General features: G+C 60.9%; 23 protein-coding genes. 10 read left to right on the top strand and 13 right to left on the bottom strand.

Going from position 1 to position 24,839, the window contains the following annotated elements; translation table 11 throughout:
* The first annotated feature begins 323 nt into the window (after positions 1 to 323).
* Complete coding sequence (locus NKH70_RS09895; RefSeq protein ID WP_502908338.1) at positions 324 to 1,622, top strand: glucosamine inositolphosphorylceramide transferase family protein; 1,299 nt, start codon at positions 324 to 326, stop codon at positions 1,620 to 1,622.
* A 29-nt stretch (positions 1,623 to 1,651) separates the two neighbouring features.
* On the opposite strand, the gene NKH70_RS09890 is transcribed toward NKH70_RS09895, so the two are convergent.
* Positions 1,652 to 2,953: a VpsF family polysaccharide biosynthesis protein gene (locus tag NKH70_RS09890; protein WP_352977294.1), complete on the bottom strand. Its 1,302-nt coding sequence runs from the start codon at positions 2,951 to 2,953 to the stop codon at positions 1,652 to 1,654.
* Between the two features lie 171 nt (positions 2,954 to 3,124).
* Here NKH70_RS09890 and NKH70_RS09885 point away from each other — a divergent pair, with 171 nt between their 5' ends.
* Both NKH70_RS09885 and NKH70_RS09880 read left to right on the top strand, forming a co-directional pair.
* Positions 3,125 to 4,675 (top strand): GumC family protein, encoded by a 1,551-nt coding sequence (locus NKH70_RS09885; protein ID WP_352913775.1) that lies wholly within the window; start codon positions 3,125 to 3,127, stop codon positions 4,673 to 4,675.
* A gap of 8 nt (positions 4,676 to 4,683) precedes the next feature.
* A complete protein-coding gene (locus tag NKH70_RS09880) occupies positions 4,684 to 5,790 on the top strand; it encodes a glycosyltransferase (protein WP_352913773.1) in 1,107 nt (368 codons plus the stop codon).
* Between the two features lie 93 nt (positions 5,791 to 5,883).
* Here the strand turns inward: NKH70_RS09880 and NKH70_RS09875 are convergent, their stop codons facing one another.
* Positions 5,884 to 6,744: an alpha/beta hydrolase gene (locus NKH70_RS09875; protein WP_352913771.1), complete on the bottom strand. Its 861-nt coding sequence runs from the start codon at positions 6,742 to 6,744 to the stop codon at positions 5,884 to 5,886.
* Positions 6,745 to 6,983: 239 nt separating this feature from the next.
* Between NKH70_RS09875 and minC the strand changes: the two genes are divergently transcribed.
* From minC to minE, 3 genes are read left to right on the top strand one after another with little or no spacing between them, the layout of a single operon-like run.
* A complete protein-coding gene (minC, locus tag NKH70_RS09870; RefSeq protein ID WP_352718054.1) occupies positions 6,984 to 7,703 on the top strand; it encodes a septum site-determining protein MinC in 720 nt (239 codons plus the stop codon).
* Between the two features lie 19 nt (positions 7,704 to 7,722).
* Positions 7,723 to 8,538 (top strand): septum site-determining protein MinD, encoded by an 816-nt coding sequence (minD, locus tag NKH70_RS09865; protein ID WP_254819515.1) that lies wholly within the window; start codon positions 7,723 to 7,725, stop codon positions 8,536 to 8,538.
* Entirely contained in the window at positions 8,535 to 8,807 is a 273-nt protein-coding gene (gene minE / locus NKH70_RS09860) for a cell division topological specificity factor MinE (RefSeq protein WP_023677151.1), read from the top strand. Before minD ends, minE begins: the two co-directional genes overlap by 4 nt.
* A gap of 181 nt (positions 8,808 to 8,988) precedes the next feature.
* Here the strand turns inward: minE and NKH70_RS09855 are convergent, their stop codons facing one another.
* The 6 genes from NKH70_RS09855 to NKH70_RS09830 all read right to left on the bottom strand — a co-directional run bounded on the left by NKH70_RS09855 (position 8,989) and on the right by NKH70_RS09830 (position 15,949).
* Entirely contained in the window at positions 8,989 to 10,308 is a 1,320-nt protein-coding gene (locus NKH70_RS09855; protein WP_352913769.1) for an ABC transporter substrate-binding protein, read from the bottom strand.
* A gap of 95 nt (positions 10,309 to 10,403) precedes the next feature.
* Positions 10,404 to 11,252 (bottom strand): carbohydrate ABC transporter permease, encoded by an 849-nt coding sequence (locus NKH70_RS09850; protein ID WP_352467126.1) that lies wholly within the window; start codon positions 11,250 to 11,252, stop codon positions 10,404 to 10,406.
* Positions 11,249 to 12,166, bottom strand: coding sequence for a carbohydrate ABC transporter permease (locus NKH70_RS09845; protein ID WP_502908344.1), 918 nt, complete (start codon positions 12,164 to 12,166; stop codon positions 11,249 to 11,251). The genes NKH70_RS09850 and NKH70_RS09845 overlap by 4 nt, the downstream gene beginning before the upstream one ends.
* A gap of 19 nt (positions 12,167 to 12,185) precedes the next feature.
* Positions 12,186 to 13,277, bottom strand: a complete 1,092-nt coding sequence (locus tag NKH70_RS09840; RefSeq protein ID WP_352913764.1) for an ABC transporter ATP-binding protein — start codon at positions 13,275 to 13,277, stop codon at positions 12,186 to 12,188.
* Between the two features lie 49 nt (positions 13,278 to 13,326).
* A complete protein-coding gene (gene arfA, locus NKH70_RS09835; protein ID WP_352913761.1) occupies positions 13,327 to 14,838 on the bottom strand; it encodes an arabinosylfuranosidase ArfA in 1,512 nt (503 codons plus the stop codon).
* Between the two features lie 184 nt (positions 14,839 to 15,022).
* Complete coding sequence (locus NKH70_RS09830; RefSeq protein WP_352913758.1) at positions 15,023 to 15,949, bottom strand: ArsR/SmtB family transcription factor; 927 nt, start codon at positions 15,947 to 15,949, stop codon at positions 15,023 to 15,025.
* 249 nt (positions 15,950 to 16,198) lie between these two features.
* On the opposite strand from NKH70_RS09830, the gene NKH70_RS09825 reads away from it, so the two are divergent.
* The 4 genes from NKH70_RS09825 to NKH70_RS09810 are packed head-to-tail and all read left to right on the top strand — an operon-like array spanning position 16,199 to position 20,228.
* Complete coding sequence (locus tag NKH70_RS09825) at positions 16,199 to 17,077, top strand: ABC transporter permease (RefSeq protein ID WP_352913756.1); 879 nt, start codon at positions 16,199 to 16,201, stop codon at positions 17,075 to 17,077.
* Positions 17,074 to 17,895 carry an ABC transporter permease gene (locus NKH70_RS09820; protein WP_352913754.1) on the top strand — a complete coding sequence of 274 codons (822 nt, stop codon included), beginning with the start codon at positions 17,074 to 17,076 and terminating at the stop codon, positions 17,893 to 17,895. The genes NKH70_RS09825 and NKH70_RS09820 overlap by 4 nt, the downstream gene beginning before the upstream one ends.
* A gap of 22 nt (positions 17,896 to 17,917) precedes the next feature.
* On the top strand, positions 17,918 to 19,060 hold the full coding sequence (locus NKH70_RS09815; protein WP_353025170.1) for an extracellular solute-binding protein: 1,143 nt from the start codon (positions 17,918 to 17,920) through the stop codon (positions 19,058 to 19,060).
* Positions 19,053 to 20,228 (top strand): ABC transporter ATP-binding protein, encoded by a 1,176-nt coding sequence (locus NKH70_RS09810; protein ID WP_353025169.1) that lies wholly within the window; start codon positions 19,053 to 19,055, stop codon positions 20,226 to 20,228. Before NKH70_RS09815 ends, NKH70_RS09810 begins: the two co-directional genes overlap by 8 nt.
* A 19-nt stretch (positions 20,229 to 20,247) precedes the next feature.
* Here the strand turns inward: NKH70_RS09810 and NKH70_RS09805 are convergent, their stop codons facing one another.
* From NKH70_RS09805 to NKH70_RS09785, 5 genes are read right to left on the bottom strand one after another with little or no spacing between them, the layout of a single operon-like run.
* Positions 20,248 to 21,225, bottom strand: coding sequence for a branched-chain amino acid ABC transporter permease (locus NKH70_RS09805; protein ID WP_352718037.1), 978 nt, complete (start codon positions 21,223 to 21,225; stop codon positions 20,248 to 20,250).
* 1 nt (position 21,226) lies between these two features.
* On the bottom strand, positions 21,227 to 22,114 hold the full coding sequence (locus NKH70_RS09800; RefSeq protein WP_352718036.1) for a branched-chain amino acid ABC transporter permease: 888 nt from the start codon (positions 22,112 to 22,114) through the stop codon (positions 21,227 to 21,229).
* A 7-nt stretch (positions 22,115 to 22,121) separates the two neighbouring features.
* Complete coding sequence (locus tag NKH70_RS09795; RefSeq protein WP_353025167.1) at positions 22,122 to 22,832, bottom strand: ABC transporter ATP-binding protein; 711 nt, start codon at positions 22,830 to 22,832, stop codon at positions 22,122 to 22,124.
* On the bottom strand, positions 22,825 to 23,598 hold the full coding sequence (locus NKH70_RS09790; RefSeq protein ID WP_353025166.1) for an ABC transporter ATP-binding protein: 774 nt from the start codon (positions 23,596 to 23,598) through the stop codon (positions 22,825 to 22,827). Before NKH70_RS09790 ends, NKH70_RS09795 begins: the two co-directional genes overlap by 8 nt.
* Positions 23,599 to 23,609: 11 nt before the next feature.
* Complete coding sequence (locus tag NKH70_RS09785) at positions 23,610 to 24,818, bottom strand: ABC transporter substrate-binding protein (protein ID WP_352913749.1); 1,209 nt, start codon at positions 24,816 to 24,818, stop codon at positions 23,610 to 23,612.
* Between the last annotated feature and the right edge of the window lie 21 nt (positions 24,819 to 24,839).

Below are 24,839 nucleotides of genomic sequence, written 5' to 3'. Positions count from 1 at the left end.
CCCTCGGGACATGCCGACTATTGCCCGCAAGAGCCATAATAGCGCCGGACAGCGCCTTCGTGATCTCAATTCTTAATATATGATTAACAACCAAGGCTGCGTTCTCCCGGATTAACTCTTATGAAAGGTTGGGCTGACAAGTAGTCTATGGTAATAGTCTTGAAAAAGAATATATTGGATTGACTAATATTTTAATCATCGGCCACGCCAACGCATCCCGGCGCTGGGAAAATGAGCTTCTGGCGCGGTTGAGTGCGGCTGGACATGCGGTTTCGAGTAGGCGCGCGCCGACGCCTGAACCCAATTCGCGCGGGATGGATAATGTGCTGGCGCTCGAGGGCCGGCGCTTCGGCCCCTCACTGGCAAGCCGTTCCGGGCCGTTGCCGTCCGGCGATACCAGCCCAGTCGATCTTATAGTCGATCTCACCGCTACCGCCGCACGACGGGGTACGCCTGTCCTGACGCTCGAATTTTGCGGCCACAGCAGCTTTGCCGCGGGCATGACCGAGATGCTGGCGAGCAGGCGGTTGCCTGAACTCACCGCGCGCCTCGACGGCGTTGCCGTCGCCAGGGCACGGCCGATGATCAGCGACCGGTTGTGGCTGTCCCGCGGCAGCAACGACCTGCTCGCCGGCGCCATCTCCCTGATTGCCCAATGTGTCGCCCGCTTCTCCACGGGCAAACTTGCGCCGATTGCCGAGAGCCCGGCGCCGCCCCTGCAGAAAGGCGGATTTATCAGGCATTATCTGCCCTTTTTCGGCAGGGGATTGCTCGACCGCGCCGTGCAAAAACTGCGACGTGGTCGGCGTCCCTTCTATTGGCAGGTTGCTTACCGGCTGATCGACGGTCCAGGCGTCGCCGAAACCGGACAGCTGGATGGCAAGCCGTTCACCGTGCTTGCCGATGACGGGCAGCGATTCTACGCCGATCCGTTCGTTCTCGAGCGCGACGGCCGCCACTTTCTTTTTGTCGAGGAGTTCCCCTACGCCATCGGCCGCGGCGTGATTTCTGTCGCCGAACTTGGCACCGACGGCACTTTCGGCGTGCCGAAAATGGTGCTGGAGGAAGCGCATCACCTGTCATATCCGCAGGTGTTCGCTCACTCCGGCGAGATTTTCATGATCCCTGAAAGCGCTACGGCGCGAGAACTGGTGCTCTACCGTGCCGTGCAGTTTCCGGATCGCTGGGTACGCGATACGGTGCTGATGACGGACAGGGATTTCAACGACGCCACGCTGCTCGAATCCGACGGCCGCTTCTGGCTGTTGGGGACTGAGCGGTTCGGTCACGGCAGCGCATCCGACACGATGGCCGTCTATTCCGCTCCGGCGCTGCGTGGGCCCTGGGCTGCGCACGCGCTCAATCCGGTCGCCGTCGATCACTCGGCCACTCGGCCCGGCGGCGCCTTTATCCGCCAGGACGGCTCGCTGCTGCTGCCGGTGCAAAACGGCTCGAGAGCCTATGGCGGCGGCCTGGGCTTGATGCGACTGGATCGGCTTGATGATTTCGACGTCCGTTTCGAACTGCCCCACCCAATCGATCCCGGGACGGCATGGGCTCGGGCGGGCATTCACACGCTCAACCGCGCGGGACGTGTCGAGGTCGTGGACAGCGCCACTTGACCGGATTTGAGGCCCGTGCTTAACGGATCTCAGCCGGCTTCAGGTTGGAATGCAGCGAGCGAAGACATGCTCTCCGGCTGGTTTCTGTAGGGCTGGTTCCTGTAGGCAAGCAGCAACACCACGATGATCGTCATATCCGGCGTTTTTGACGAAAGCGCGTTATTTGACAGCGCGGCAAGCAAGAACGTTAAAGTGCCGATCCATGCCGGCAGCGGCGCCCCGCGCAGCAGCCGGAAGACGAACCAGAAGATCAGCGCTGTAAACAGCAGGGCTATGGGCAGGCCGAAGAGCAAGATAATTACCACCGGCGCGCTTTCGATGTAGGGCAGATGCAGCTTCTGCCGGACGATCGCCAGCAGGTCGTCAACGTTCATGCCGAACAGGATGTCGTTCCAGCTGACCAGTCCGAATACCTGGTAAATCGTCACCCGGGCCATGAAGTTTTCGTCGAAGATGGTGTTGCTGAACCGATTCAGCAGACCACCCGCAAACAGTACTGCCACGAGCACCGCGCCACCCGTGACGGTGAACATCAGTACGACAGATTTGGCCTGCCGCTCGTATTTGAGCGATAGGCCCGGCCAGGGCACGAACAGCAGCAGAATGACGATTTCCGCCGTGGCGAGCATCAGCGCAGCGCGAGCGCCTGACGCAGCGCAACCGATGAACAACAGGAAGATCGCCATGACCCGCACCCAGATGCGCCAGTGCGTCAGCGGCACGAATCCGATGGTTGTGGCGCAGAGCGCGCCCAGTGCCAGCGGATGGGCCGACAGGCCAGTTGGCCTGAATTGCAGTTCGTTCAAGCCATAGGGCAACAACCGATGTTGAGTCACCGCCTCGATGGTGCCGATGACAGCGCTCAGGATCGCCATTCCAAGCACGACGTCTCCCAACGCCCGCCGCACCTCTGCATTCAATGCCAGCATCAACAGGCCTGTGGCGCCGGCTACCAGATAGGTATCGATGATGAAGCCGGAGGAGCCCGCACGGCCGGTAACGAACAGATAGGGCACCAGCACGAACATCAGCACCGAATAGCGGATCAACGCCTTGAATATTCCAATTTCGTCGCCGTGCAGCAGAAACGGCCGGCTGAAAAGAACGATAGGAAGCAGCAGGATGATCGCATAGGTGCCGAAATGCAGCTTTTCGTAGAACGAGCCTCCCTGGGCCGTATAGTCGACGACCATGTTCATCACCTGCGGCGACACCGTAAAGCGAAGCAGGAGCGCGAACGCCGCGCATAGGAAAAACAGCAGCGAAAGCGCGTTCTGACGGCGCGCTCGGCTGGACGATAATCGTTCCGAAGCGGCAGCGGGATAGCTCATGGCCCATCCAAATGGCGATATTCGAACGGCATTCTGGGCAACGAAATCCCTTCAACGTCCGCCGGACGGACCGGGTGTATGAACAGTAAAATGGGCCAACTTGGAAAATAAGATGTTAACGATGTTTCTGTAGAGCAGGCCAAGCGTAATGATTTAACAAGGGTTGTCACCATGTCTGCCGGTTCCGGCACACCCCCTATCTCCGCGACGGCCTCCAACAACAGTGCATTCGAGCGTATCGCCAGTGCACGGCGCAGGGCATTGCTGCAACAGCATGGCCCAGTCGCGGCGCTAAGCTCCGCGCCGGTGGCGCCGCAACCTCCAGAGCCTGTCGCAACGGTGACCCTGGACAAGATCGGCGATTTCCTCGAGCTCGATTTTCGACGCCTGTTCGTCTGGCTACGGGCCGGCCTCGCCCTGGCGTTCATGCTGGCGGTAATCGGCGGCATTGTCGGCGGCGCCTATGCATTGCTGAGCAAGCAGCGTTACACCGTCACGACGGAGGTCCTCATCAACCCATCCAATTTGCAGGTTGTAGAGAACGACCTCTACTCACAACCGGGCCAGGTCGATAGCCAGCTGCTCAGCACGCGCAGCAAGCAGCGCATCCTGACCTCGGGCAACGTGCTTTCCCGTGTGGTGGACGAACTGAATCTGACTCACGATCCGGAATTTTTCGATCCGGACCGGGGCACATCCTCGTCGGGCGCTGTGGCGAAGCCCGACCCGAGGCTTATCGCCTTGAAGAACCTGGCGGACCGGGTAGACGCCATCGCGGACCCGACCTCGTTTGTCACAACCCTCTCGGTATCTGCGGAAACCACCGCTAAGGCGATCCTGATCTCGCAGGCCATAGTCAAAAACTTCCAGGAAGAACTGGCCAAGGCCGAAGCTGCCGGCGCCAGCCGTGCCGCGGCTGCCCTTGACAGCCGGCTTGGCCAACTCAAGAGCGACGTGCAGACTGCCGAAGAGAAGGTCGAGAGCTACAAGCGCAGCCACGATCTGTCGTCCAGTAATGGCCAGCTCGTCAGTTCGCAGACGCTGACACAGCTCAATGGCGAAATCGTCGATGCGCAATCGCGCGTGATCGCCGCACAGGCAAGCTACGACGCCCTGGTTGCCTCCGGCATCAATGGAGCCAATCCCGACCCCACGGTTTCGGAAGCGCTCGCGGCGCTGCGCGACAGATCCAACAGCCTGCGGCAGCAGATCGATTCACAGTCGATGACCTTCGGCCCGCGTCATCCGACGATTGTCAGGCTCAGGACGGAGCTCGAGACCGTCAACTCGCAACTCCGGGCCGAGTTCTCTCGCACCGTCGGCACGGCAAAGGCCAGCCTGGACAAGGCCAGGGCCTCGCTGGCCTCTCTCAACGCCAGGATGAACGATCTGAAGAGCAACGTTTTCACCGACAGCGAGTCCGAAGTCGCCCTGCGTGAACTTGAACGCGATGCCGCCTCGAAGAGAGCCGTCTATGAGAGCTTCCTGTCACGTGCGCGCCAAATCAGCGAGCGCGAGCAGATCGACACCACAAACGTACAGGTGATTTCGACCGCGGTGCCGCCGCCAGGGCGCTCATGGCCACCGCGCCCTGCCCTGGTGGCAGGCGCCGGAGCGTTCGGAGGCTTTGCCCTGGGCATGCTACTGGCCATCGGCATGGGCATCATCCGCGACATGCGCCGGCCGCCGAACCGATCAGGCCTTGCCGCCAGCCGAGCCTGAAGCAAGGCATGGTGAAGCGCATCGTTTTTCACATTGCCAGCCTGAGGGGCGGCGGCGCCGAGCGTGTCTTCGTCCTGATGGCAAATGAACTGGCGTCGCGTGGCCACGAGGTCACGCTTTTTACCTGGAACGCGGAAGGCCCTAACGCCGCGCTGCGCTCCGCTGCCGTCCATCTGGTCGACTTCGGCCTTCTCTTGCGCGGCGAGGGTTACGCCAAGTCAGCGACGCTGAAAGGCATCGTGCGAAGCGCAAATTTGTTCCGCCGCCTTGATCCTGATGCGGTCTATAGCGCCCCGGAATTCGCCAATCTGGTGATCGCGCTGTCACTCATGTTGGCCAGAAGCCGGGCAAAATTCTTTCCAAGCTTCCACGCCGCCGCCTCGCTGCCTGCCAGCGGCCTCGGCGCGAGGCTGGCGATCTGGCTTTACGCGCTGGTTGCAGCGCGTGCAACCAAAGCCATCGCCGTTTCGGCGGGTGTCGGCCGTGACATCATCGCGCGCGGCTTCCCCGAATCCAAGGTCGTCGTCATCAACAACCCGCTGCCGCCGGCTGAAGCACCGCAGGGGACTTCCTATGCCTGGCAGGCAGCGTTGGCGGCGATGGGCGATGGCCCGGTCATTGCCACCGCCGGGCGCCTGGTGCCGGTCAAGGACCACCGGACTTTGCTGCGGGCCTTCGCTGCCCTGCGCGCCGGCCGCCCTGCCCGGCTTGTCATCTTCGGCGAAGGTCCGCTGGCTGCCGAATTGCACGCCTATGCCGAGCAGATCGGCATTGGCCAGGACGTACTCTTTGCCGGCTACGTCAACGATCCCGCAGCCTGTTATGCCGCAGCCGATCTGTTCGTCCTTACATCCACCAGCGAAGGCTTTGGCAACGTCTTGGTCGAGGCCATGGCTGCTAGTGTCCCCGTAATCTCCACCGATGCTCCGCATGGCCCGCGCGAGATACTCGGTGACGGCCGTTTCGGCACCTTGGTGCCGGTCGGTGACGCCGCAGCCCTGACGGAGGCGATGGCCGAGATGCTGGACCACCCCACCCCTGCTGCCGTGCTGAAAAGCAGGGCGGCGGATTTCACAGTCGACAAGATTGGCGATCAGTACGAAACCTTGCTCTAGTTGTCGCGCGCGGCAGCAGGGTCGCGGTTGGATGCGATCGACGTGGTCGGGCTTTGATTGCCGTAATCTCTTCACGGGCTGGGGCGCAACGATTCATCGTGAGGCGTTCCGTCGTTCCTTGAGTTGTTGGGCGAGGAAATCCTTGACCGAATCGAGAACCGCGTCCCGTTCATGAGATACGCCTGGCAGCAAATCGAAGCGCACGCGCGCACCCGCTGCCTCGAACGATCGACACAATGCCATGAGGCGTTCCGGCCGTGTTCGCCCCGCATCGTTAGCACCCGGCATCCAATGGGCGCTGCCTTGGACATGAGTGATTTCCCAAGTCTCCAGGTCGGCGTCGCCGACGATCATCTGGAAAGGCACTTTTGCCAGCGCTGTGGCATCGAAGGTGATGCCGAACTTCTCCGGCAGATCACGAATGCCCACCCACCAGTCACGCGTCGGATCGAGCAAGGTCACCGAGCCTGGCGCGCCGATTGAGGCCGCCCAGAGCCTGTCGGGATGCAGGATAGCAAAACGATGCGTGAAATGCCCGCCGCCGGAAAATCCGAACATGGCAAAGCGGCTCCAATCCTGACTGTATTTGGCGCTGACCTCCTCAACCATGGCGAGCAGCACCTGATCGTAGCGTATGTTGCCCTCGAGCATATATTTGTACCCGCTGCGGGCATCATCCCCGAGAACGCCGATTGGAAACAGCGGACACAAAACGGCGCAGCCGTTCCAGCGTCCGAACTCGGAAAACGCGTCGCGGAATCCAAGAAAAGAGGTGCGGCCGGTGCCATGGATGGCGACCATCAGATCGACTTTGGCCCCTTCCCCAACCGCGGGAGGCACATACAGGCAGTAGTGAAAGCGCGGGTCTAATTTGGAAGCAAAGATGGCCGTCCCGCCAAGATCATAGGTAGCACGACCGCGATCCGCGACCGACTTCTTGGCAATGGTAGTCAATTCGACGACTCCTTAGTAGGCTCGGCGTTCATGGCAATCGTATACCGGTCGGCCGACCTAGTGAACTGGAGACGCCTCCAGGCAGCCACGAGGAGAACCTCGTCGTGCATCGGAAGCAAGGCGCCGGCGGGGCGATCGGAGGCAAAAAGAATGCCTCCCCCAACGCCTCGGGAAGCCGCCATTAACTTTTCGTTAACCATGCCGGGCTAGCCTTAACCAATCAGTAAGGACTCGCCTCTGTGACCTGCGTCGCTCCCATCCAAAACAAGTCCATACGCTTTCGAGCGCGCTCGTTTGTAGCCTTCACCCTCACCCCTGAGGCCCCTTTAGGGGAATGGCTGCAAAGCCTCGATCACTGGACCGAAAACTCTCCCGGCTTCTTTGCCGGCCGTCCGGTCGTGCTCGATCTGACTATGCTCAAGCCCGAGGTGGGCGAGATGCGGGATCTGGTCTCCCAGCTCGCAGAGCGCGGGATTCGCATCTACGCGATCGAGGCCGATGGCAACGTTGCTCTCGACGCCGATCTGCCGCCGCTCCTCGTTGGCGCCAAGGAGGCCACCGCTGACGCGCTTTACGTGCAGCCGGACCCGAAGGCCGCCACTGAGGCCAAGACGGAAGAGCCGCAGGCGCCGAACTCATTGATGATCAAGGCACCGATCCGCTCCGGCCAGTCGATCTTTCATCCCGATGGCGATGTGGTCATTGTCGGCTCCGTCAGTTCCGGATCCGAGATCATCGCCGGAGGATCGATTCACGTCTACGGCACGCTGCGTGGACGTGCGTTCGCCGGCGCCACGGGAAATTCCGCGGCTCGCATCTTTTGCCGGAAAAACGAAGCCGAACTTCTGGCGGTGGACGGCTGGTACCGCACCGCCGAGGAGATGGACGCCTCCTCGCGAGGAAGGCCGGTACAGGCCTTTCTCGAGGACGGCGCACTTTGCGTCGCACCGCTCAACTAACAACATTGGAGGCACAAATATGGGCAAGGTAGTGGTTGTCACATCCGGCAAAGGGGGTGTCGGCAAGACGACCTCGACGGCCGCTCTCGGCGCCGCGGTCGCGAAAACCGGCAAGCGGGTGGCCCTCGTCGATTTCGACGTCGGCCTGCGCAACCTCGATCTGATCATGGGCGCCGAGCGGCGCGTTGTTTTCGATATCGTCAACGTCATTCAGGGAACCGCCAAGCTCTCGCAGGCGCTGATCCGTGACAAGCGACTCGAAACGCTGTTCTTGCTGCCGGCCTCGCAAACGCGCGACAAGGACGCTCTCACCGAGGAAGGCGTCGCCGATGTCATCGACAAGCTGCGCTCGGTTTTCGACTACGTCTTCTGCGACAGCCCCGCCGGCATAGAGCGGGGCGCGCAACTTGCCATGCGCTTTGCCGACGAGGCGGTAATCGTCACCAATCCGGAAGTGAGCTCGGTCCGCGATTCCGATCGCATCATCGGCCTGCTCGACTCCAGGACGATGAAAGCCGAGCAAGGTGAATCGATTGCCAAACACGTGCTCGTCACGCGCTACGATGCTGCGCGCGCCGCCCGCGGCGAGATGCTCAGCATCGATGACGTGCTCGAGATCCTGTCGACGCCCTTGCTGGGAATAATTCCCGAGAGCCAGGACGTGCTGCGCGCATCCAATGTGGGCGCGCCGGTTACGCTCAGCGAAAACACCAACCCCGCCGCACGCGCCTATATCGACGCGGCAAGAAGACTCGAGGGCGAGGACCTGCCGGTCATTCTGCCTTTCGAGCGGAGGGGCCTCCTCGACCGGCTGTTGGGAAGGAGGGCAGCATGAACCTGCTCGATATCTTCAAGCGCCGCGGCAGCGCGCCCGTGGCGCGCGAGCGCTTGCAACTGCTGTTGGCTTACGAGCGTCGAAGCCGCAACCAGCCCGATCTCGTCTCCGTGCTGCGCGAGGAGATCATGGCGGTGATCGCCCGGCATGTTCAGGTCGATCAGGATTTCCTGCAGGTGAGCATGGATCACGGCGAAACGACTTCGAGATTGGAGATCGACATCCAGATCCCCAACAAGGTCGCAATGCCCATGGCCGCGGCGTTCTAGCGGAATCCTTCAGTCAGGGCTTGCGTCGGCTGCTGCCGAGGTTGCGGCATGGTGGTTGGCGTGTTTGACCGGTCGCCACCGCCAAGTCGCGCAACTCGAGGATAATAACCACTGCCTCACCAAAACCCCGCGGCCGTTTCCAGCCGCGGGGCGCCTTGGGAGGGCCTTTCGAAACCCGTGGTCAGATGTTGGCGAGCAATTCGTTGACGCGACTTTCCATGTCGGCAAGGGCGGTGTCGACGTCCTTCTGGCCGCTGATTGCTGCACTCATCTCTTCGCCGATGATGTCCTGGATCGCAAACTGACGCTGTACGGCGGACGGCAGCGGCTTGCCGAGGTCGGCGACCGCAGAGATCGTGTTGCGATGCGGCAGGGCCTTGAAGGCGTCCGAGGTGATGACGGCCTTATAGGCCGGCAGGTGACCGGTGCGCGACCACTCAAAGTCGTTGTCGGCGAAGAACTTCAGGAATTTGCCGATCGCCGCGATCTGTTCAGGCGTGCGGTCTTTCTGCGAAACGGCCCAGGTGTGGCCGTCGGCATATTGCGCGTGGGCGCCGCCAAACAGCTGCGGATACGGATAGACCGCATAGCCGCCCTTATTGAGCGCCGTACCCTTGGTCTCGGACTGGGCGTTGTAATCGCCGACCACCCAGGTGCCGTTAAGGTGGACACCACCCTCGCCGGCAAGGAAGGCGTTGATCGAGCCGCCATAATCGAGATCCTTGGTGGTGTAGCCCTTCTCGAAGATCGCCTTGTACATCTCGACGACCTTCTTGGCTTCCGGCGTATTCAACTTCACATGCTTCGGATCCGCAAAGAAATCGGAATCCTGCTGGAAAAGATAAGTGTAGAGGTTGCGTGTGTAGAGTGCGGTCTCATTGGCCAGGTTCTGGACGAAATAAGGCTTGCCCGTCTTCTGCTTGAACTGTTCGGCCTGGGCGAGCAGTTCCTCGGGCGACTTTGGAAAAATCGGCGTGCCATCGGCATTGACGAGGCCGGCTTGTTTGAAAAGATCCATGTTGACGTGATAGAGCATCGTCCAGCTGTCGATCGGCAGGCCATAGATCTTGCTGTCTTTGGTGGCGCCATTGCGCGCCGCGTCGGTGAAGGCGTCGGGTGTCAGGCCGACTGACTTCAAGAGATCGTCGAGCGGCATCAACAGGCCCTTCGACTGATAATCCGACAGTACGGATTCATGGATCGTGACGATGTCCGGAGCGTCGCCTGAAGCGAACTGCGCGGTCAGCTGATCATAGCCGGGCCATTCCACGGTGGTGACGTTGACATGGACATCGGGATTGTCGGCGTTGAACTTGTTGATCAGCGAGGTGATGATGCCGCATTCGCCAACGGCCTTGGTGGGATCGGTGTTGGTGCCGAAATCGGCATCGCAGGCGCCGAAAAAGCGCTGCACGCTCAGTTCCGTGGCCGCGAAGCTTGGAGCTGCGAGCATCATTGCGCCCGCAGAGACTGCGGCAAACAGGATTTTCTTCAGTTTCATATCAGTTCCTCCTACTGAGTTTCCGCCGCTCCACCCTGGATTGGCTTTCGTGCTTCAATTGCTGCGCATTCCCCCCGGCCGTCAGGCAATCTTCGTTATCTCACCGCAGCGCCGGAGACCGCCGTGACGATGTATTTCTGGAAGAACAGGTAGACGATCAGGATCGGTGCACCGGCAAACACCGCCTGCGCCATCAGGAAGCCGATGCCTTCGGACTGGGCGAAGTTGGTCTGGGTCGAGGCCATGCCGACCGTCAGCGTGAACATGTCCTTCCTCGTCGCCGAAATCAGGGGCCAGAAATAATCGTTCCATGCGCCGAGAAAGGTAAAGATGCCGAGCGTTGCCTGCGCAGGCAGCGTGAGCGGCAGAAGCACCTTCCAGAAAATCCTGAGCCGGCTGGCGTTATCGAGCATGGCGGCTTCGTCCAGCTCCTTCGGGATGGCTTTGAAATACTGGGTCATCAGGAAGACGCCGAACGGAGCCGAAAGGCCCGGCAGAATGAGCCCTTGATAGGTGTTGTGGAACTTCAGCATGCTGAAGATCTGATGACGGGCGACGAGCACGGCCTGTTCCGGGACCGCCAGGCCGAAGAGCACAATCACGAACAGCACGTCTCGGCCGGGGAAATTCAGCCGTGCAAAGCCGTAGCCGGCGAGCGACGACAGGATCAACGTGCCGAGCGTCAATCCGCCCGAGACGATGATGCTGTTGCGCACCCAGATGAACACCGACGAGGTGCCGACGGTGTTGATGTAGTTCTTCAGCGTATAGGGCGCGTGAAACACCGAATTCGGATCGGCCATCAGCTCCGTATTGTCCTTGAGCGACAGGCCGATCACCCACAGAACCGGCGCGATCATGACGATCGAAAGCAGGATGACGAGGGCTAATAGCACATGGTCGCCAAATGCCCGTCCCTTGATGGAAGTGGCTGGAGCGCTCATGCTTGGTCTCCCCTGCTGCGTGTCACCAGGTACTGGGCCATGGCCGCGATCAGGATGAGGATGAACAGGATTTCCGATGCCGCGGCACCCAGGCCGAGATCCCAGCGACGGAATGCGGTATCGTAGATGTAGAGCACGATCGGCTTGGTCAGGTTGTTCGGACCGCCGCGCGTCATCAGCCAGGCTTGGCCGAACAGCTGGAATTGCAGCACGATCTGGATGATGATCACCAGGATGAAGGTCCGCTTGATCGACGGCAGCGTGATCGAGCGTAGCGTCTGCCAGCGATTGGCATTGTCCAGGGCTGCCGCCTCGTAAATATCCTGCGGAATCTGCTGGAGCGCCGAGAGAAAGAGCATCATCGGCAGGCCGATGCACCACCAGATGGTGGCAATGGCGATGCCGATCATGGCCAGGCTGGGATCGGAAATGAAGGCCGGGGCCGTTGCGCCGAACCATCCGTAGATCGTCGACAACAGGCCGACATTCGGAATGAAGACGATGCGCCAGATCAGCGTGACGATGGTGACCGACAGCACCGAGGAGGAAAAGAACAGCGTCCGCAAAACCGCGGCAGTGCGCGTGCGGCGGTTGAGGCAAAGCGCCAGGAAAAGGCCGATCAGCGCCAGCGTCGGCACCGTCAGAAGCACGAAGTAGAAGGTGTTCCAGATCGATTGCAGGAAGACCTTGTCGTGATACAGCCTGGCGTAATTGCCGAGACCGACAAAATTTCCGGACGAGAACGTGTCGGCCTTGTGGAAACTCAGCCACATCCCCCAGAGCAGCGGGAAGAGCAGCAGCGTGGTGAAGAAGAACAAGAATGGCGCAACGAAAATGAAATTTCGCCATTGCGGCGCATAGATGTCGGCGGTAGGGGCTCTGACGCCGACAGCAAGCGTCGCGGTCGGGGACATCGCCAGCCGGTCAGCCATCTCAGGCCTCCCTCGCATGCCAGGCGCGGCCGGTCTCGTTGAACAGATGCGATTTCTGGCCGTCGAAGGCGAGCCCGATTCTGTCGCCGACGGCGACGCGGCTGTTGCCGGAATCCGAGCCGACGATCTGCTGGCCATCGCCCAGCCGCGCGTAGATCAGGGTGCGTTCGCCGAGCCGCTCGAGCACATCGACGACGCCGTCGGCATTGCCCTGTCCGGCCGCAACGATGCGCACGTCTTCTGAACGGATGCCGAAAGTGTAGTTGCCGTCGGTCAGTTGGCTGGAGGCGATCTCGGTCTGCACCGAGACGCCGTCCGCAAACCTGGCCGTGGCGTTCTCGCCGGATTTGTCGAGCGTCGCATCGACGAAGTTCATCGCCGGCGCGCCGACGAAACCCGCGACGAATTTGGTCGCCGGGCGCTCGTAGATCTCCATCGGGGTACCGATCTGGTCGATCTTGCGATTGTTCATGACGACGATGCGGTCGGCCAGCGTCATTGCCTCGACCTGGTCGTGGGTGACGAAGATCATCGTCGATTGCAGCCGCTGGTGAAGCTGGGCAAGCTCGATGCGGGTACGGGTGCGCAACGCCGCATCGAGATTGGAGAGCGGCTCGTCGAACAGAAAGGCCTTCGGCTCCTTGACGATCGCACGGCCGATGGCGACGCGCTGGCGCTGACCGCCGGAGAGCTGGCCCGGCTTGCGATCGAGCAGATGCGGCATTTCCAGGATGCGGGCGGCTTCGTTGATGCGCGCCTCGATGACCTTGCCTGGTACGCCGATATTCGCAAGCCCGAAGGCCATGTTGTCGCGCACCGTCATATGCGGATAAAGCGCATAGGACTGGAACACCATCGCAATGCCGCGCTTGCCCGGCGGCAAATGATCGATGCGCTCGTTGTTGATGGCAATCTCGCCGCTATCGACAGCTTCGAGCCCGGCGATCATTCGAAGAAGCGTCGATTTTCCGCAACCGGACGGCCCTAGGAACACGATGAATTCGCGTGCCCTTATGGAGAGCGACAGATGCTCCAGCACCGTCATGGCACCGAACTGCTTGCTCACGTTCCTGATCTCGATATCGGCCGTCACGTCGACGCTCCTCCTCAGCGTTTGCGCTTTCTCGATGATCCGCCTGAACTCAGAGCCTCAGGCGTATGACCTGGTAGGAATAGGCCGGCAGCGACAGGCTCAGCTTGCCGCCGACGAGCGAGGCGCCCTCACCCTTCCTGGGGCCGACATTGCCAGGGTTTTCGGCCGAATTGACGGCTTTCAGATCGGCGTGTGCCATCACCTGGTGATCGACGATCTCCGCCGCGCCGAAGCCGGTGAGGTCGACCACTGTTTCGATTGCCTCGCTCGAATGGCGGTTGACGGCAAAGAAGGTGACGTGGCCGGTTTGCCTGTCGTGCACGCCGGCAACATCGACATAGGCGACGTCGCCCGCAACGGCGGATTTGTAGGTCGGGCTTTCCACCTTGAGATCCAGCGCATTGCCGCGGCCATAGCTAGAAGCAAACAGATAGGGATAAAAAATCGTCTGCCGCCATGCCGGGCCATTCGGAACGGTCATGATCGGCGCGATGACATTGACCAGTTGTGCCAGGCAGGCGATCTTGACGACATCGGAACGGCGGATGAAGGTGTTGAGGATCAGGCCGACCTGCAGCACATCCTCGAAATTATAGATGTCTTCGAGCAACGGCGGGGCGAACGGCCAACCGTCGCTGCCGCCGAGTATTTTCTTGTCCTGCTCCTTGGAATGGTACCAGACGTTCCATTCGTCGAACGAGATGTAGACCTGCTTGTTGGAGCGCTTCTTGGCCTTGATATAGTCGATGACGCCGGCGACCGAGACAATGTAGCCGTCGAGCTTTTCGCTCATGGCGAGATAGTTCGGAGCGTCGTTGGCTTCGTTGTCGAAATACATGTGCAGCGAGATGTAGTCGACCTCGTTGTAGGTATGGTCGAGAACCGTCGCTTCCCATTCAGGGTAGGTCGGCATCTTGGCATTCGAGGAGCCGCAGACCACCAGCTCGAGTGACTTGGAGAAGGCGCGCATGGCCTTGGCCGTCTCATGCGCCAGGCGGCCATACTCGTCCGCGGTCTTGTGGCCGATCTGCCAGGGGCCATCCATTTCATTGCCGAGGCACCAGAGCTTGACGTCGAACGGCTCCTTGCGGCCGTTGGCGATGCGCTTGTCGCTCCATTTACTGCCGCCGGGATGGTTGGCGTACTCCAGAAGGTTGCGGGCTTCGTCGAGGCCGCGCGAACCGAGATTGACGGCAAGCATCATCTCGGTGTTGGCGCAGGTGCACCAATCGGCAAATTCATGCAGGCCGACTTCGTTGCTTTCCGATGTGTGCCAGGCAAGGTCGAGGCGGACTGGGCGCTGTTCCTTGGGGCCAATGCCGTCTTCCCAATTGTAGGCCGAGACGAAATTGCCGCCGGGATAGCGGACGATCGGAACATTGAGTTCCCTGACGAGATCGATGACGTCCTGACGCATGCCGTTGGCGTCCGCTGTCGGATGGCCGGGCTCATAGATGCCGGTGTAAACTGCCCGCCCCAGATGCTCGATGAAGGATCCGTAGAGCCTCGGATCGATTTCCGAGACAACATAATGCGGATGAGCCGTAACGGCTGCCTTCATGCATTCCTCCCATCGATATCACAAACGATGATTTAAATCATCTTGCCCGATATCAAAGCGGGATTGGCAGCCCTTCGTCAAGCCAAAATACCCAAATGTAGGACAATTAGACGAACGCTTTGGCACAGCAGAAAGCTAGCTAATTGAAATTGCTAAGTTATCTTCAGAACCCGGTTTCATGATATCAACCAGTTTTGATCCTGAGCAGGATGTCCTGATCGTAATTTCCAAAGCCCTTGCCGAAAATGTTGATCCCGCCGGGGCGCTTGGCGTCGTCCTTGACGCCGATACGGATGCGGATTGAATGATGGCTCTTCAGATCGAGTGCGGCGAGGCCGGTTTCGGAAATCCTGAGGCCGTCGACATAGGTGCCGTCATTGGCAATTCGCCAGTTCTTCAACTTGCCGTATTGCGAGCCCTTGAGCTTCCACCAGGAGGGCGTGAAGACGCCGCGCTTGTCGCCGAAATCCCCCGGCGACGTCCAGGTGCCGACATCGACACCATTGATTGTCAGCGTAATGTCCGAGGGCCAATCGGCGCTGGTGCCCGGCACTTCCGAGGACAGCTCTATCGCCACTTCGAGTCCGGTGATCTCGGCATTGGCGAGCTTGGCATTGTTGGGGAACTGGTATTCGACAAAACCGCGCGTGAACCATAGCAGACCGGCTTTCATGCGGTCCGGATCGAGGAAAGTGTTGGGAACATCGAGCAGACCGATGATGCCGTCCGGCGAGCAAAGGCCGCAGGGCGCGGTAACCTCGAAGCCGGTGTAAAGCCCGATCGGCATCGACACTTCGATCGCGTCGTTCTTGACCGCACGATATTCGCTCTTGAACACGACGAGCACTTCTTCGGCCGTCGGATAACAGATTTTCTGACTGCCTTTCTTCGCTTTCAGATTCTCGGTGCGGATCAGCCCCGCATCCTCCAGCACCTGGATGTTTGTCGAGACGGTCGACTGCGGCAGCGACAGCACGGCGGCGATTTCGTTGACATTCATCGGCCCCTTCTCATGCAGCAGTTTCAGCATCGAGATACGCGCCGAGGAGGCAAGCCCCTTGAGCACGGCAATGCCTTCCTCAGGTTCAATCACCAGAAAATTGCGACTCATGAAATTGCCCGGCCCATGTAAAATCTATATCCGAAATTAGCCTGTATATCGGGAAATCTGATTTAATCAATGTGCAGGCGGAACGCCGGGCAATTTGTTGAATCCGGCAGGGCGAGGGTCGCGCGGTGGCCCTGCACAGAATTTGTGCAGGAGCCATATGCAGAGTGGACACCTGAACGCCGATCGCCCAATCTAGTCCGGAGCCGAGCCCGGTGATGGCGGCTTGCACATAAAGCGGTTGGACGGGTCGTGACCAAAGGGTGGAAATTATACGATCAGCGACTGGCCTGGGTCCTCGTCGCGCCTGTGCTTTTACTGCTTACCCTGCTCCTGCTGCTGCCGATCGCGATGATGACGGTCTACACGTTTTTCACCTTCGTCACCGCGGGGGTGGAGTCGGCGGTGCTGACCTTCGACAACTGGAAGGAATTCCTCACCGACAGTTACTATCACGGTTTTCTTTGGAAGACCGTTCGCGTCGGCGCCATCACCGCTGTGATCTGCGCGATCCTTGGTTATTTCCCCGCCTATTTCATCTGGGCCACGACCTTCAGGCACAAATGGCTGCTGTTGCTGCTGCTCATCGTGCCGTTCTGGATCAGCTTCACCATCCGGACGTTCTCGTGGATCCACATCCTCGGCGAACAGGGGCTGATCAACGTCCTGCTCATCAGGCTGGGCGTCATCAACGAGCCGTTGCCGATGCTCTACACCGAGGGCGCCGTCATCATGGGGCTGCTGCATTTTCTGCTGCCCTATATGATCCTGAACGTCTATGTCAGCCTGGAAAGCATCGACCGCACGCTGATCGCCGCCGCCCGCTCGATGGGCTGCACCAGCGCGCAGGCGTTCCGCGAAGTGACCCTGCCGCTATCGATGCCGGGGCTGGGCGCCGGGCTGCTGCTCTGCTTCGTGCTGGCGGCCGGCTCCTATGTGACGCCGCAGCTGCTCGGCGGAAGCCGCGACGCGCTGTTCGGCAACTTGATCTACGACACCATCATGGGGCAGCTCAACTGGCCGATGGGCGCAACGCTTTCCATCGTCCTGTTCGTCCTGCTCGGCGCGGCCGCGGCCGCTTACAGCCGCTATATGGGCCTGTCGCAGATCATGAAGGGTCTCAGTGCATGAGAGCGGATCATCCCGATCGCGAAGGCAAATGGGCGTGGCGGCTGACCGGCGCGATCACGGTGTGCGTCTATGTCTTCATGTTCGCGCCGATCATCGCCACGGTCGTGCTTTCCTTCAACGCCTCGATGTTCGGCGGCTTTCCCCTCACCGGCTTCAGCCTGCGATGGTATGAGAAGCTGCTCACCAACGAGCCGGTTCTCGACGCCTTCCGGACATCGATGTGGATTGCCCTGGTGACGGCGACGGTGACGACGCTGCTCGGCATCATGGCGGCATTGGCGCTGGTGCGCTTCGAGTTCCGTGGCAAGCAGGCGATCAACACGCTTGTCATTCTTCCCGCGCTGGTCCCCGAAACGATACTCGGCGTCGGCCTGCTGGTCATGATCAAAGCCGTCGACCAGCCGCGCAGTATGACGCTTCTGGTGCTCGGCCACATTCTGCTCACGCTCCCCTACGTGGTGCTGATCGTCCAGGCGCGCATGGTCGGCATTAAACGTTCCTATGAGGAGGCGGCACTGTCGCTCGGAGCGCCGCGTGTGTCGACATTCCGCGAAATCACGCTGCCGCTGCTCATTCCCGCAGTGCTTGCCAGTGTTCTGCTCGCTTTCACCATTTCGTTCGACAACACCTCGGCCAGCCTGTTCTGGCGGCCGGCGGGCGTCGAGACCATGCCGACGCAAATCCTTTCGATGCTGAAGATCTCGATCAGCCCCGAGGTGAACGCGCTCGGAACCGTCATGATCCTTTTGACGGTCGGCATTCCCTTGGCTGGCGGGCTCATCCTGCAAAGCCTGACCTGGTTCAAGGCAGGCAAGTGAAAATGAAAATGGGAGAATGGAAATGAAACTGACAACCACCAAACGACTGGAGAGGCTCAACGAACGCTATGCCAATGGCGACATCAGCCGGCGATCATTCCTGACGCTGACGGCCGCCGCTGCCGCCGCCACCGGGCTTTCCGTGCCCTGGATGGGACGGGCGCTGGCCGCGGTTTCGGAAGTGCGCTTCGACGGATGGGGCGGCGTGGTGCAGGAGGCGATCGACAAGTACGCGTTCCAGCCTTACACCGCCAAGTCCAAGGTCAAGGTCGTCCAGGGCACCTTTGGCGACGAGAACGAGATCATCACCAAAATCAAGACCTCGAAACCAGGCGACTTCCAGATCGTCCATTCTTCCGGCGTCAACTACTACATCAAATACGTCAATGGCGGTTTCAATTCGGAGATCAACGAGGCGAACATTCCAAACATGGCGAATGTGCTGACCGCCATGATCGAGCCGTTCCGCAAGATCACGCCGAAGCTGTCGGCAGTGCCATATGATTACGGCACCACCGGCATCGCCTACAACAACAAGGTCATCTCGCCGGAGGAAGCCAAAGAAAAGGGCGCCAACCTGCTTACCGACACGAAATATGCCGGCAAGATCGGCGGCTACGCCGATATGACGACGCGCGTCTGGTATGCGGCGCTGCAGACGAAACAGGACCCCAACAACATCCAGGATATGGATGCGGTCTGGGCCAGGGTTCGCGAGACCCGCGACCTGGCCAAGAAATTCTGGAGTTCCGGCGCGGAACTCATGGACCTCCTGTCGCGCAACGAGATCGTCGTCACCGACGCCTGGTCAGGACGTGTCGCCGCCCTGCAGCAGCAGGGCCAGCCGATCGGCTATCTCGACCCTGCCGGCTCATACGCATGGATGGAGGACATGCTGGTGCTCAAGGGATCGCCCATGGCCGAATGCGAGGAGTTGATCAACTTCATGCTGGATCCGGCCACGTCGATCGCCGTCGCCGAGGGCCAGAACTATCCGCCGTCCCTTGACCCCACCAAGGTGAAGCTGACCGATAAGATCGCCGCGCTTCCGGCCTTCGACCCGACCGGATCGATGAAGTCGCTGACCTTCGCCGATCCGCTCTACTGGGCGAAGAACGAAGACGCCTGGACCAAGCAGTGGGACAGGGTGTCGAAAGGTGCATGACGACAACAGCCACGACCATCAGCCCCGGCCGGCTTCGGCCGGGGCTGCTGGCGACCCGCTCGCCCAGAGCGAGCGGCAGCCGATAGGAAAGCCTGCGGTCGAGTTTCGCGACATTGATATTTTCTACGGCAAGTTCGCCGCTGTGCGCGATTTTTCACTGGCGATCCGCAAAGGTAGTTTCGTCACCTTGCTGGGGCCGTCCGGGTGCGGCAAGACGACGATCCTGCGATCGATCGCGGGCCTGGTCGACATCTCCAGTGGCCAGATCTCGATCGGCGGAAAGCGGGTCGACGACATCCCGATCTACAAGCGCAACATTGGTCTGGTGTTCCAGAACTACGCGCTCTTTCCGCACAAGAACGTCTTCGACAACGTCGCATTCGGCCTGAAATACCGAAACGTGCCGAAACCGGAAATCGTGCGCCGGGTCAAGAAGGCGCTGGATATGGTGCGGCTGCCCGGCAGTGAGACAAAGCTGCCCTCACAGCTTTCGGGCGGCCAGCAGCAACGCATCGCACTGGCCCGCGCCATCGTCTTCGAGCCGGAAGTACTGCTGCTGGACGAGCCCTTGTCGGCGCTCGACGCCAATATGCGCGAGGACATGCGCGTCGAGATCAAGAAAATCCAGAGGGAGACGGGCATCACCGCTATCTTCGTGACGCACGACCAGGAAGAAGCCTTGTCGATGTCCGACCACATCGTCGTGATGAACGCCGGCCTGATCGAGCAGATCGGCTCCCCCGCGCAGGTCTATGACCGGCCGGCCACCGCATTCGTCGCCAATTTCCTTGGCAAGGCCAACATGCTGCCCGGCAGCGTGACGGTGATGGACGGCAAGATGGCGATGATCGCGCTGGCCAGCGGCCATGTCGTAAAGGTGGCCGCGCCGAAGGCGCTCGCGACCGGCAGCGCGGTCACCGTCGTCATTCGCCCGCAGAAGCTTACCGTCGGTACCGCCGGTGCTGCCAACAGGCTGGCGGGACGGATCGTCTCGACCTCCTATCTCGGCGGCAATGCGGTCTACGAGATCGACATCGGCGCCGGCACGCAGGTGCGCGCCAACACGTTGATCGACGGCCAGCCGCTGCGTGAAGGCGAAACGGTCGATGTCTGCTTCGACCCGCTGGGCTGCGTGCTTCTCGACGCGCAAGGCTTACGCATCGCCTAGCGAGGCGGAACTGAGCCGTTCAGTCTTTCGCGTCACCCTTTGGCCCGAGAAACCGCGCATAGACCTCACCGACAATACCGCGCCGGAAAACCAGCACGCAGACCATGAAGGTCAGGCCGGTGGCGATGGTCACCGGAAAACTCGAGGTGGCGAGCGTGTTTTCCAGGCCGACGACCAGACTGGCGCCGATGATCGGCCCGACCATAGTGCCGATGCCGCCGAGGAGCGTCATCAGAATCACCTCGCCCGACATCTGCCAGGTGACGTCGGTGAGCGTGGCAAACTGAAAAACGATCGCCTTGAGCGCGCCGGCCAGCCCGGCCAATGTCGCCGACATGACGAATGCCGCCAGCTTGTAATTGGCAACGGAATAGCCGAGCGAAATGGCCCGGCTCTCGTTTTCCCGGATGGAACGCAGGATCATGCCGAAAGGCGAGTTGATGATGCGCCAGATGGCGAACACGCCGATCAGGAAGACTGCCAGCACGAAATAATAGATGTTGATCGATACGTTCAGGTCGAGCATTCCAAGCAGCTTGCCACGCGGCACGCCCTGGATGCCGTCCTCACCTCCGGTGAACGGCGCCTGCACGCAGAAGAAGAAGAACATCTGCGACAGCGCCAGCGTGATCATGGCGAAATAGATGCCTTGCCGGCGGATGGCAAAGAAGCCCATCACAAGGCCGAGCAGCGCGGCTCCCAGGACACCGAGCAGGATGCCCGCTTCCGGCGGCCAGCCCCAGACCTTGACCGCGTATGCGGTGAGATAGGCCGCCCCGCCGAAGAATGTCGCATGGCCGAAGGACAACAGCCCGGTGTAGCCGAGCAGAAGGTTGAACGCGCAGGCAAACAGCGCAAAGCACAGCATCTTCATCAGGAAGATCGGATAGACGAAGAAAGGCGCCACCAGCAGCGCCAGGATGCCGAGCCCCACCAGCGTCCATTCAAGCCATACCGAACTTTTGACGCGCGTCTCGCGAAGTGAGAGTTCGGCCATCTCAGGCATCCCTTCCGAACAGGCCGGCTGGCCGGACCAGAAGCACGATCGCCATGATGACGAAGACCACCAGATTGGAGGCTTCGGGATAGAAAACCTTGGTCAGGCCTTCGGCGAGGCCAAGCATGTAACCGGTGACGATCGCCCCGAGGATCGATCCCATGCCGCCGACCACGACGACGGCGAAGACGACGATGATGAGGTCAGATCCCATCAGCGGGCTCACCTGATAGATCGGCGCGGCGAGAACCCCCGCAAGCCCGGCAAGAGCGGCGCCGAGGCCGTAGGTGAGAGTCAGCAGCAACGGCACGTTGACGCCGAAAGCCTGCACCAGGCCGGGGTTCTCCGTTGCCGCGCGCAGATAGGAGCCCAGTCTGGTCTTCTCGATCAGCGCCCAGGTGACGAAACAGACGATCATCGAGGCGACCACCACCCAGCCGCGGTAATTAGGCAGGAACATGAAGCCGAGATTGGTTCCCCCGGAGAGCAGCGGCGGCACGGAATAAGGACTTCCCGATACGCCATAGTAGTAACGGAACACCCCTTCGAGCACGAGCGCGAGGCCAAAGGTGAAAAGCAGCCCGTAGAGCGGGTCGATGTCGTAAAGCCTCGAAAGCGCCAGGCGCTCGACCACGACGCCGAAGCAGCCGACGATCAGCGGCGACAGGATCAGAGCCGGCCAGTAGCCGATGCCGAACCGGGTGAGAAGCAGGTACCCGATGAAGGCGCCGAGCATATAGAGCGCGCCGTGGGCGAAATTGATGACGCGCAACAGGCCGAATATGACAGCCAGGCCCAGGCTCAACATTGCGTAGAACGAGCCGTTGATGAGGCCGACCAGCAACTGGCCGAGGAAAGCCTGAACGGGTATTCCGAAGATCATCGTCATGGCGCCATCATACACCCAGCACTTCATGCAGCAGCGTCATACGATCCGGCAGTTCGCCGACGGGAAAGCCCGCCACGACCTTGCCGTGCTCCATCAGGTAGAAACGGTCGGTGACGCGGCTGGCAAAGCGGAAATTCTGCTCGACCAGCAGGATCGTCATGCCGCGCTTTTTCATCGTCGCCAGCACGTCGCCGATGCGCTGCACGATGACGGGAGCCAGTCCCTCGGTCGGCTCATCGAGAAGCAGCATTTTCACGCCGGTCCGCAGCATGCGCGCGATCGCCAGCATCTGCTGTTCGCCGCCCGACAGCCTGGTGCCGGGGCTGTTGCGTCGCTCCTTCAGATTGGGGAAGAGATCGAATATTTCCTCCACGTTCATGCCGCCCTCAGCGACGATCGGCGGCAAGACCAAATTCTCGTCCACGGTCAATGTTGCGAAGATGCCGCGTTCCTCCGGCACCAGGCCAATGCCTTGATGCGCGGTCCGGTGCAACGGCAGGCGCATCAGATCCGTGTCGTCGAAAAAAATCTGGCCGGTTCGCTGGCGGATCAGCCCGATAATGGCGCGCAATGTCGTGGTCTTGCCGACGCCGTTGCGCCCCAGCAACGTCACCGTTTCACCTGGAAAGACGTCCAGGTCGACGCCGTGCAGCGCATGGCTCTCGCCATACCAGGCGTTGAGGCCGCGGACTGCGAGAAGCGGCGCGGCGTCACTCATCGGCGGTGCCCATATAGGCGATCCTCACCCGCTCGTCGCGGCTGACCGTGGCGTAGTCGCCGGCGGCAAGGATTTCGCCGCGCTGCATGACGGTTATCCAGTCGCAAAGATCGGCTACAACAGTCAAATTGTGCTCGACCATCAGCACCGAGCGCTCCTTGGCGACCGAGCGGATGATGTCGGAAACCGTGCGCACATCCTCATGCCCCATGCCGGCCATCGGCTCGTCGAGCAGCAGCACTTTCGGGTCGAGCGCCAGCGTCGTGGCGATCTCGAGCACGCGTTTCCTGCCATAGGAGAGATCGGCGGCGGGCCTGTTCTTGGCATCGTCGAGGCCGACCGACCGCAAAAGCTCCTCGGCGCGCGGCGTCAATCGATCGAGCGCAGACAGCGAGCGCCAGAACTGAACGCTGAGCCCGCCCGGCCGCTGCAGCGCAACGCGCACATTGTCGAGCACGCTGAGATGTGGAAACACCGCCGAGATCTGGAACGAGCGCACCAGGCCCATCCGCGCGACCTTGGCTGGCGAGGTGCGGGTGATGTCGTGGCCGAGCAGTTCGATCCTGCCGCTGGTCGGCGGCAGGAACTTGGTGAGCAGGTTGAAGACGGTGGTCTTGCCGGCGCCGTTGGGCCCGATCAGCGCGTGGATGTTGCCGTGGTAGAGGTCGAGATCGACATTCCTGACCGCAACGAAACCGGCGAAGTCGCGCCGCAGGCCTCGGGCGGAAAGCGCCACCCGCGGCTCACTCGGTTCGGGCGGTTCCATCGGTCCGCCAATCACTCGCCGGCGGTGGGACAGCCGCTCTCCTTGGGGCTCAGAAACGCCTCGTTACCGGGGATCGTGGCGAGCGGTTTGTAATAGTCCCACTCCTTGGTGCTCTCGCTCGGCGACTTGACCTGATAAAGATACATGTCGTGAACCATGTTGCCGTCGGCCTGCACTTTGCCGTTTGCCGTAAAGACGTCGTTCACTGGCATCGCATGCAATTCCTTGGCGACCGCCTCGGTTCCGTCGGTGCCGGCTTTGTCGATCGCCTTTAAATACTGGGTCACCGCCGAATAGGTGGCGGCCTGGATCATATTCGGCATGCGGTTGGTGCGCTTGAAGAACCGCTGGGCGAACTCGCGGCTCTTGTCGTCGCGATCCCAGTAGAAACCTTCGGTCAGCACCACGCCTTGCGCCGCCTCGAGGCCGAGCCCATGCACCTCGGCCAGCGTGAACAGAAGTGCTGCAAGCCGCTGACCGCCCTGCACGATACCGAATTCGGCCGCTTGCTTGGTCGAGTTGGAGGTGTCGAGGCCAGCATTCGCCAGGCCGATGACCTTGGCGCCCGACGATTGCGCCTGCAGCAGGAAGGATGAATAGTCGGTCGAGCCGAGCGGGTAACGCACCTCGCCAACCACCTTGCCGCCATGGCTCTCGACGAACTTTGCGGTCTGCTCCTTCAGCGAATAGCCGAATGCATAATCGACTGTGACGAAGAACCAGCTGTCGCCGCCTTGCTGGACGAGAGCGCCACCGGTCCCCACTGCCTGCGAATGCGTGTCGTAGGCCCAGTGGAAGCCATAGGGCGAGCACTGTTTGCCGGTAAGCTCGGTGGTCGCGGCGCCGGTGACGATGTCGATTTTCTTCTTTTCCTTGGAAATCCCTTGGACGGCGAGCGCCACCGAGGACGTTGTTAGTTCCATGATGGAATCGACCTGTTCGGTGTCATACCACTGCCGCGCAATGTTGGAGGCGATGTCCGGCTTGTTCTGGTGGTCGGCGCTGACGATCTCGACCGGCGCACCTTGCACCTTGCCGCCGAAATCCTCGACCGCCATCTTGGCGGCCTCGACCGACCACTTGCCGCCGAAATCTGCATAGACGCCCGACTGGTCGTTGAGAATGCCGATCTTGACCTTGCCGTCGGAAACCTCGGCGGCTGCGGCAGGCATCGCAGTCGCTGCAAGAAGCGCGGCCGAGACCAGGTACGATATCTTCATTGGTGACTTCCTCCCTTATGA

The organism is Mesorhizobium sp. M0991, assembly GCF_040318915.1.
GTDB lineage: Bacteria > Pseudomonadota > Alphaproteobacteria > Rhizobiales > Rhizobiaceae > Mesorhizobium.
Note: the sequence above shows the minus strand (reverse complement) of the source record. Positions and strands in the feature narration are given on the sequence as shown.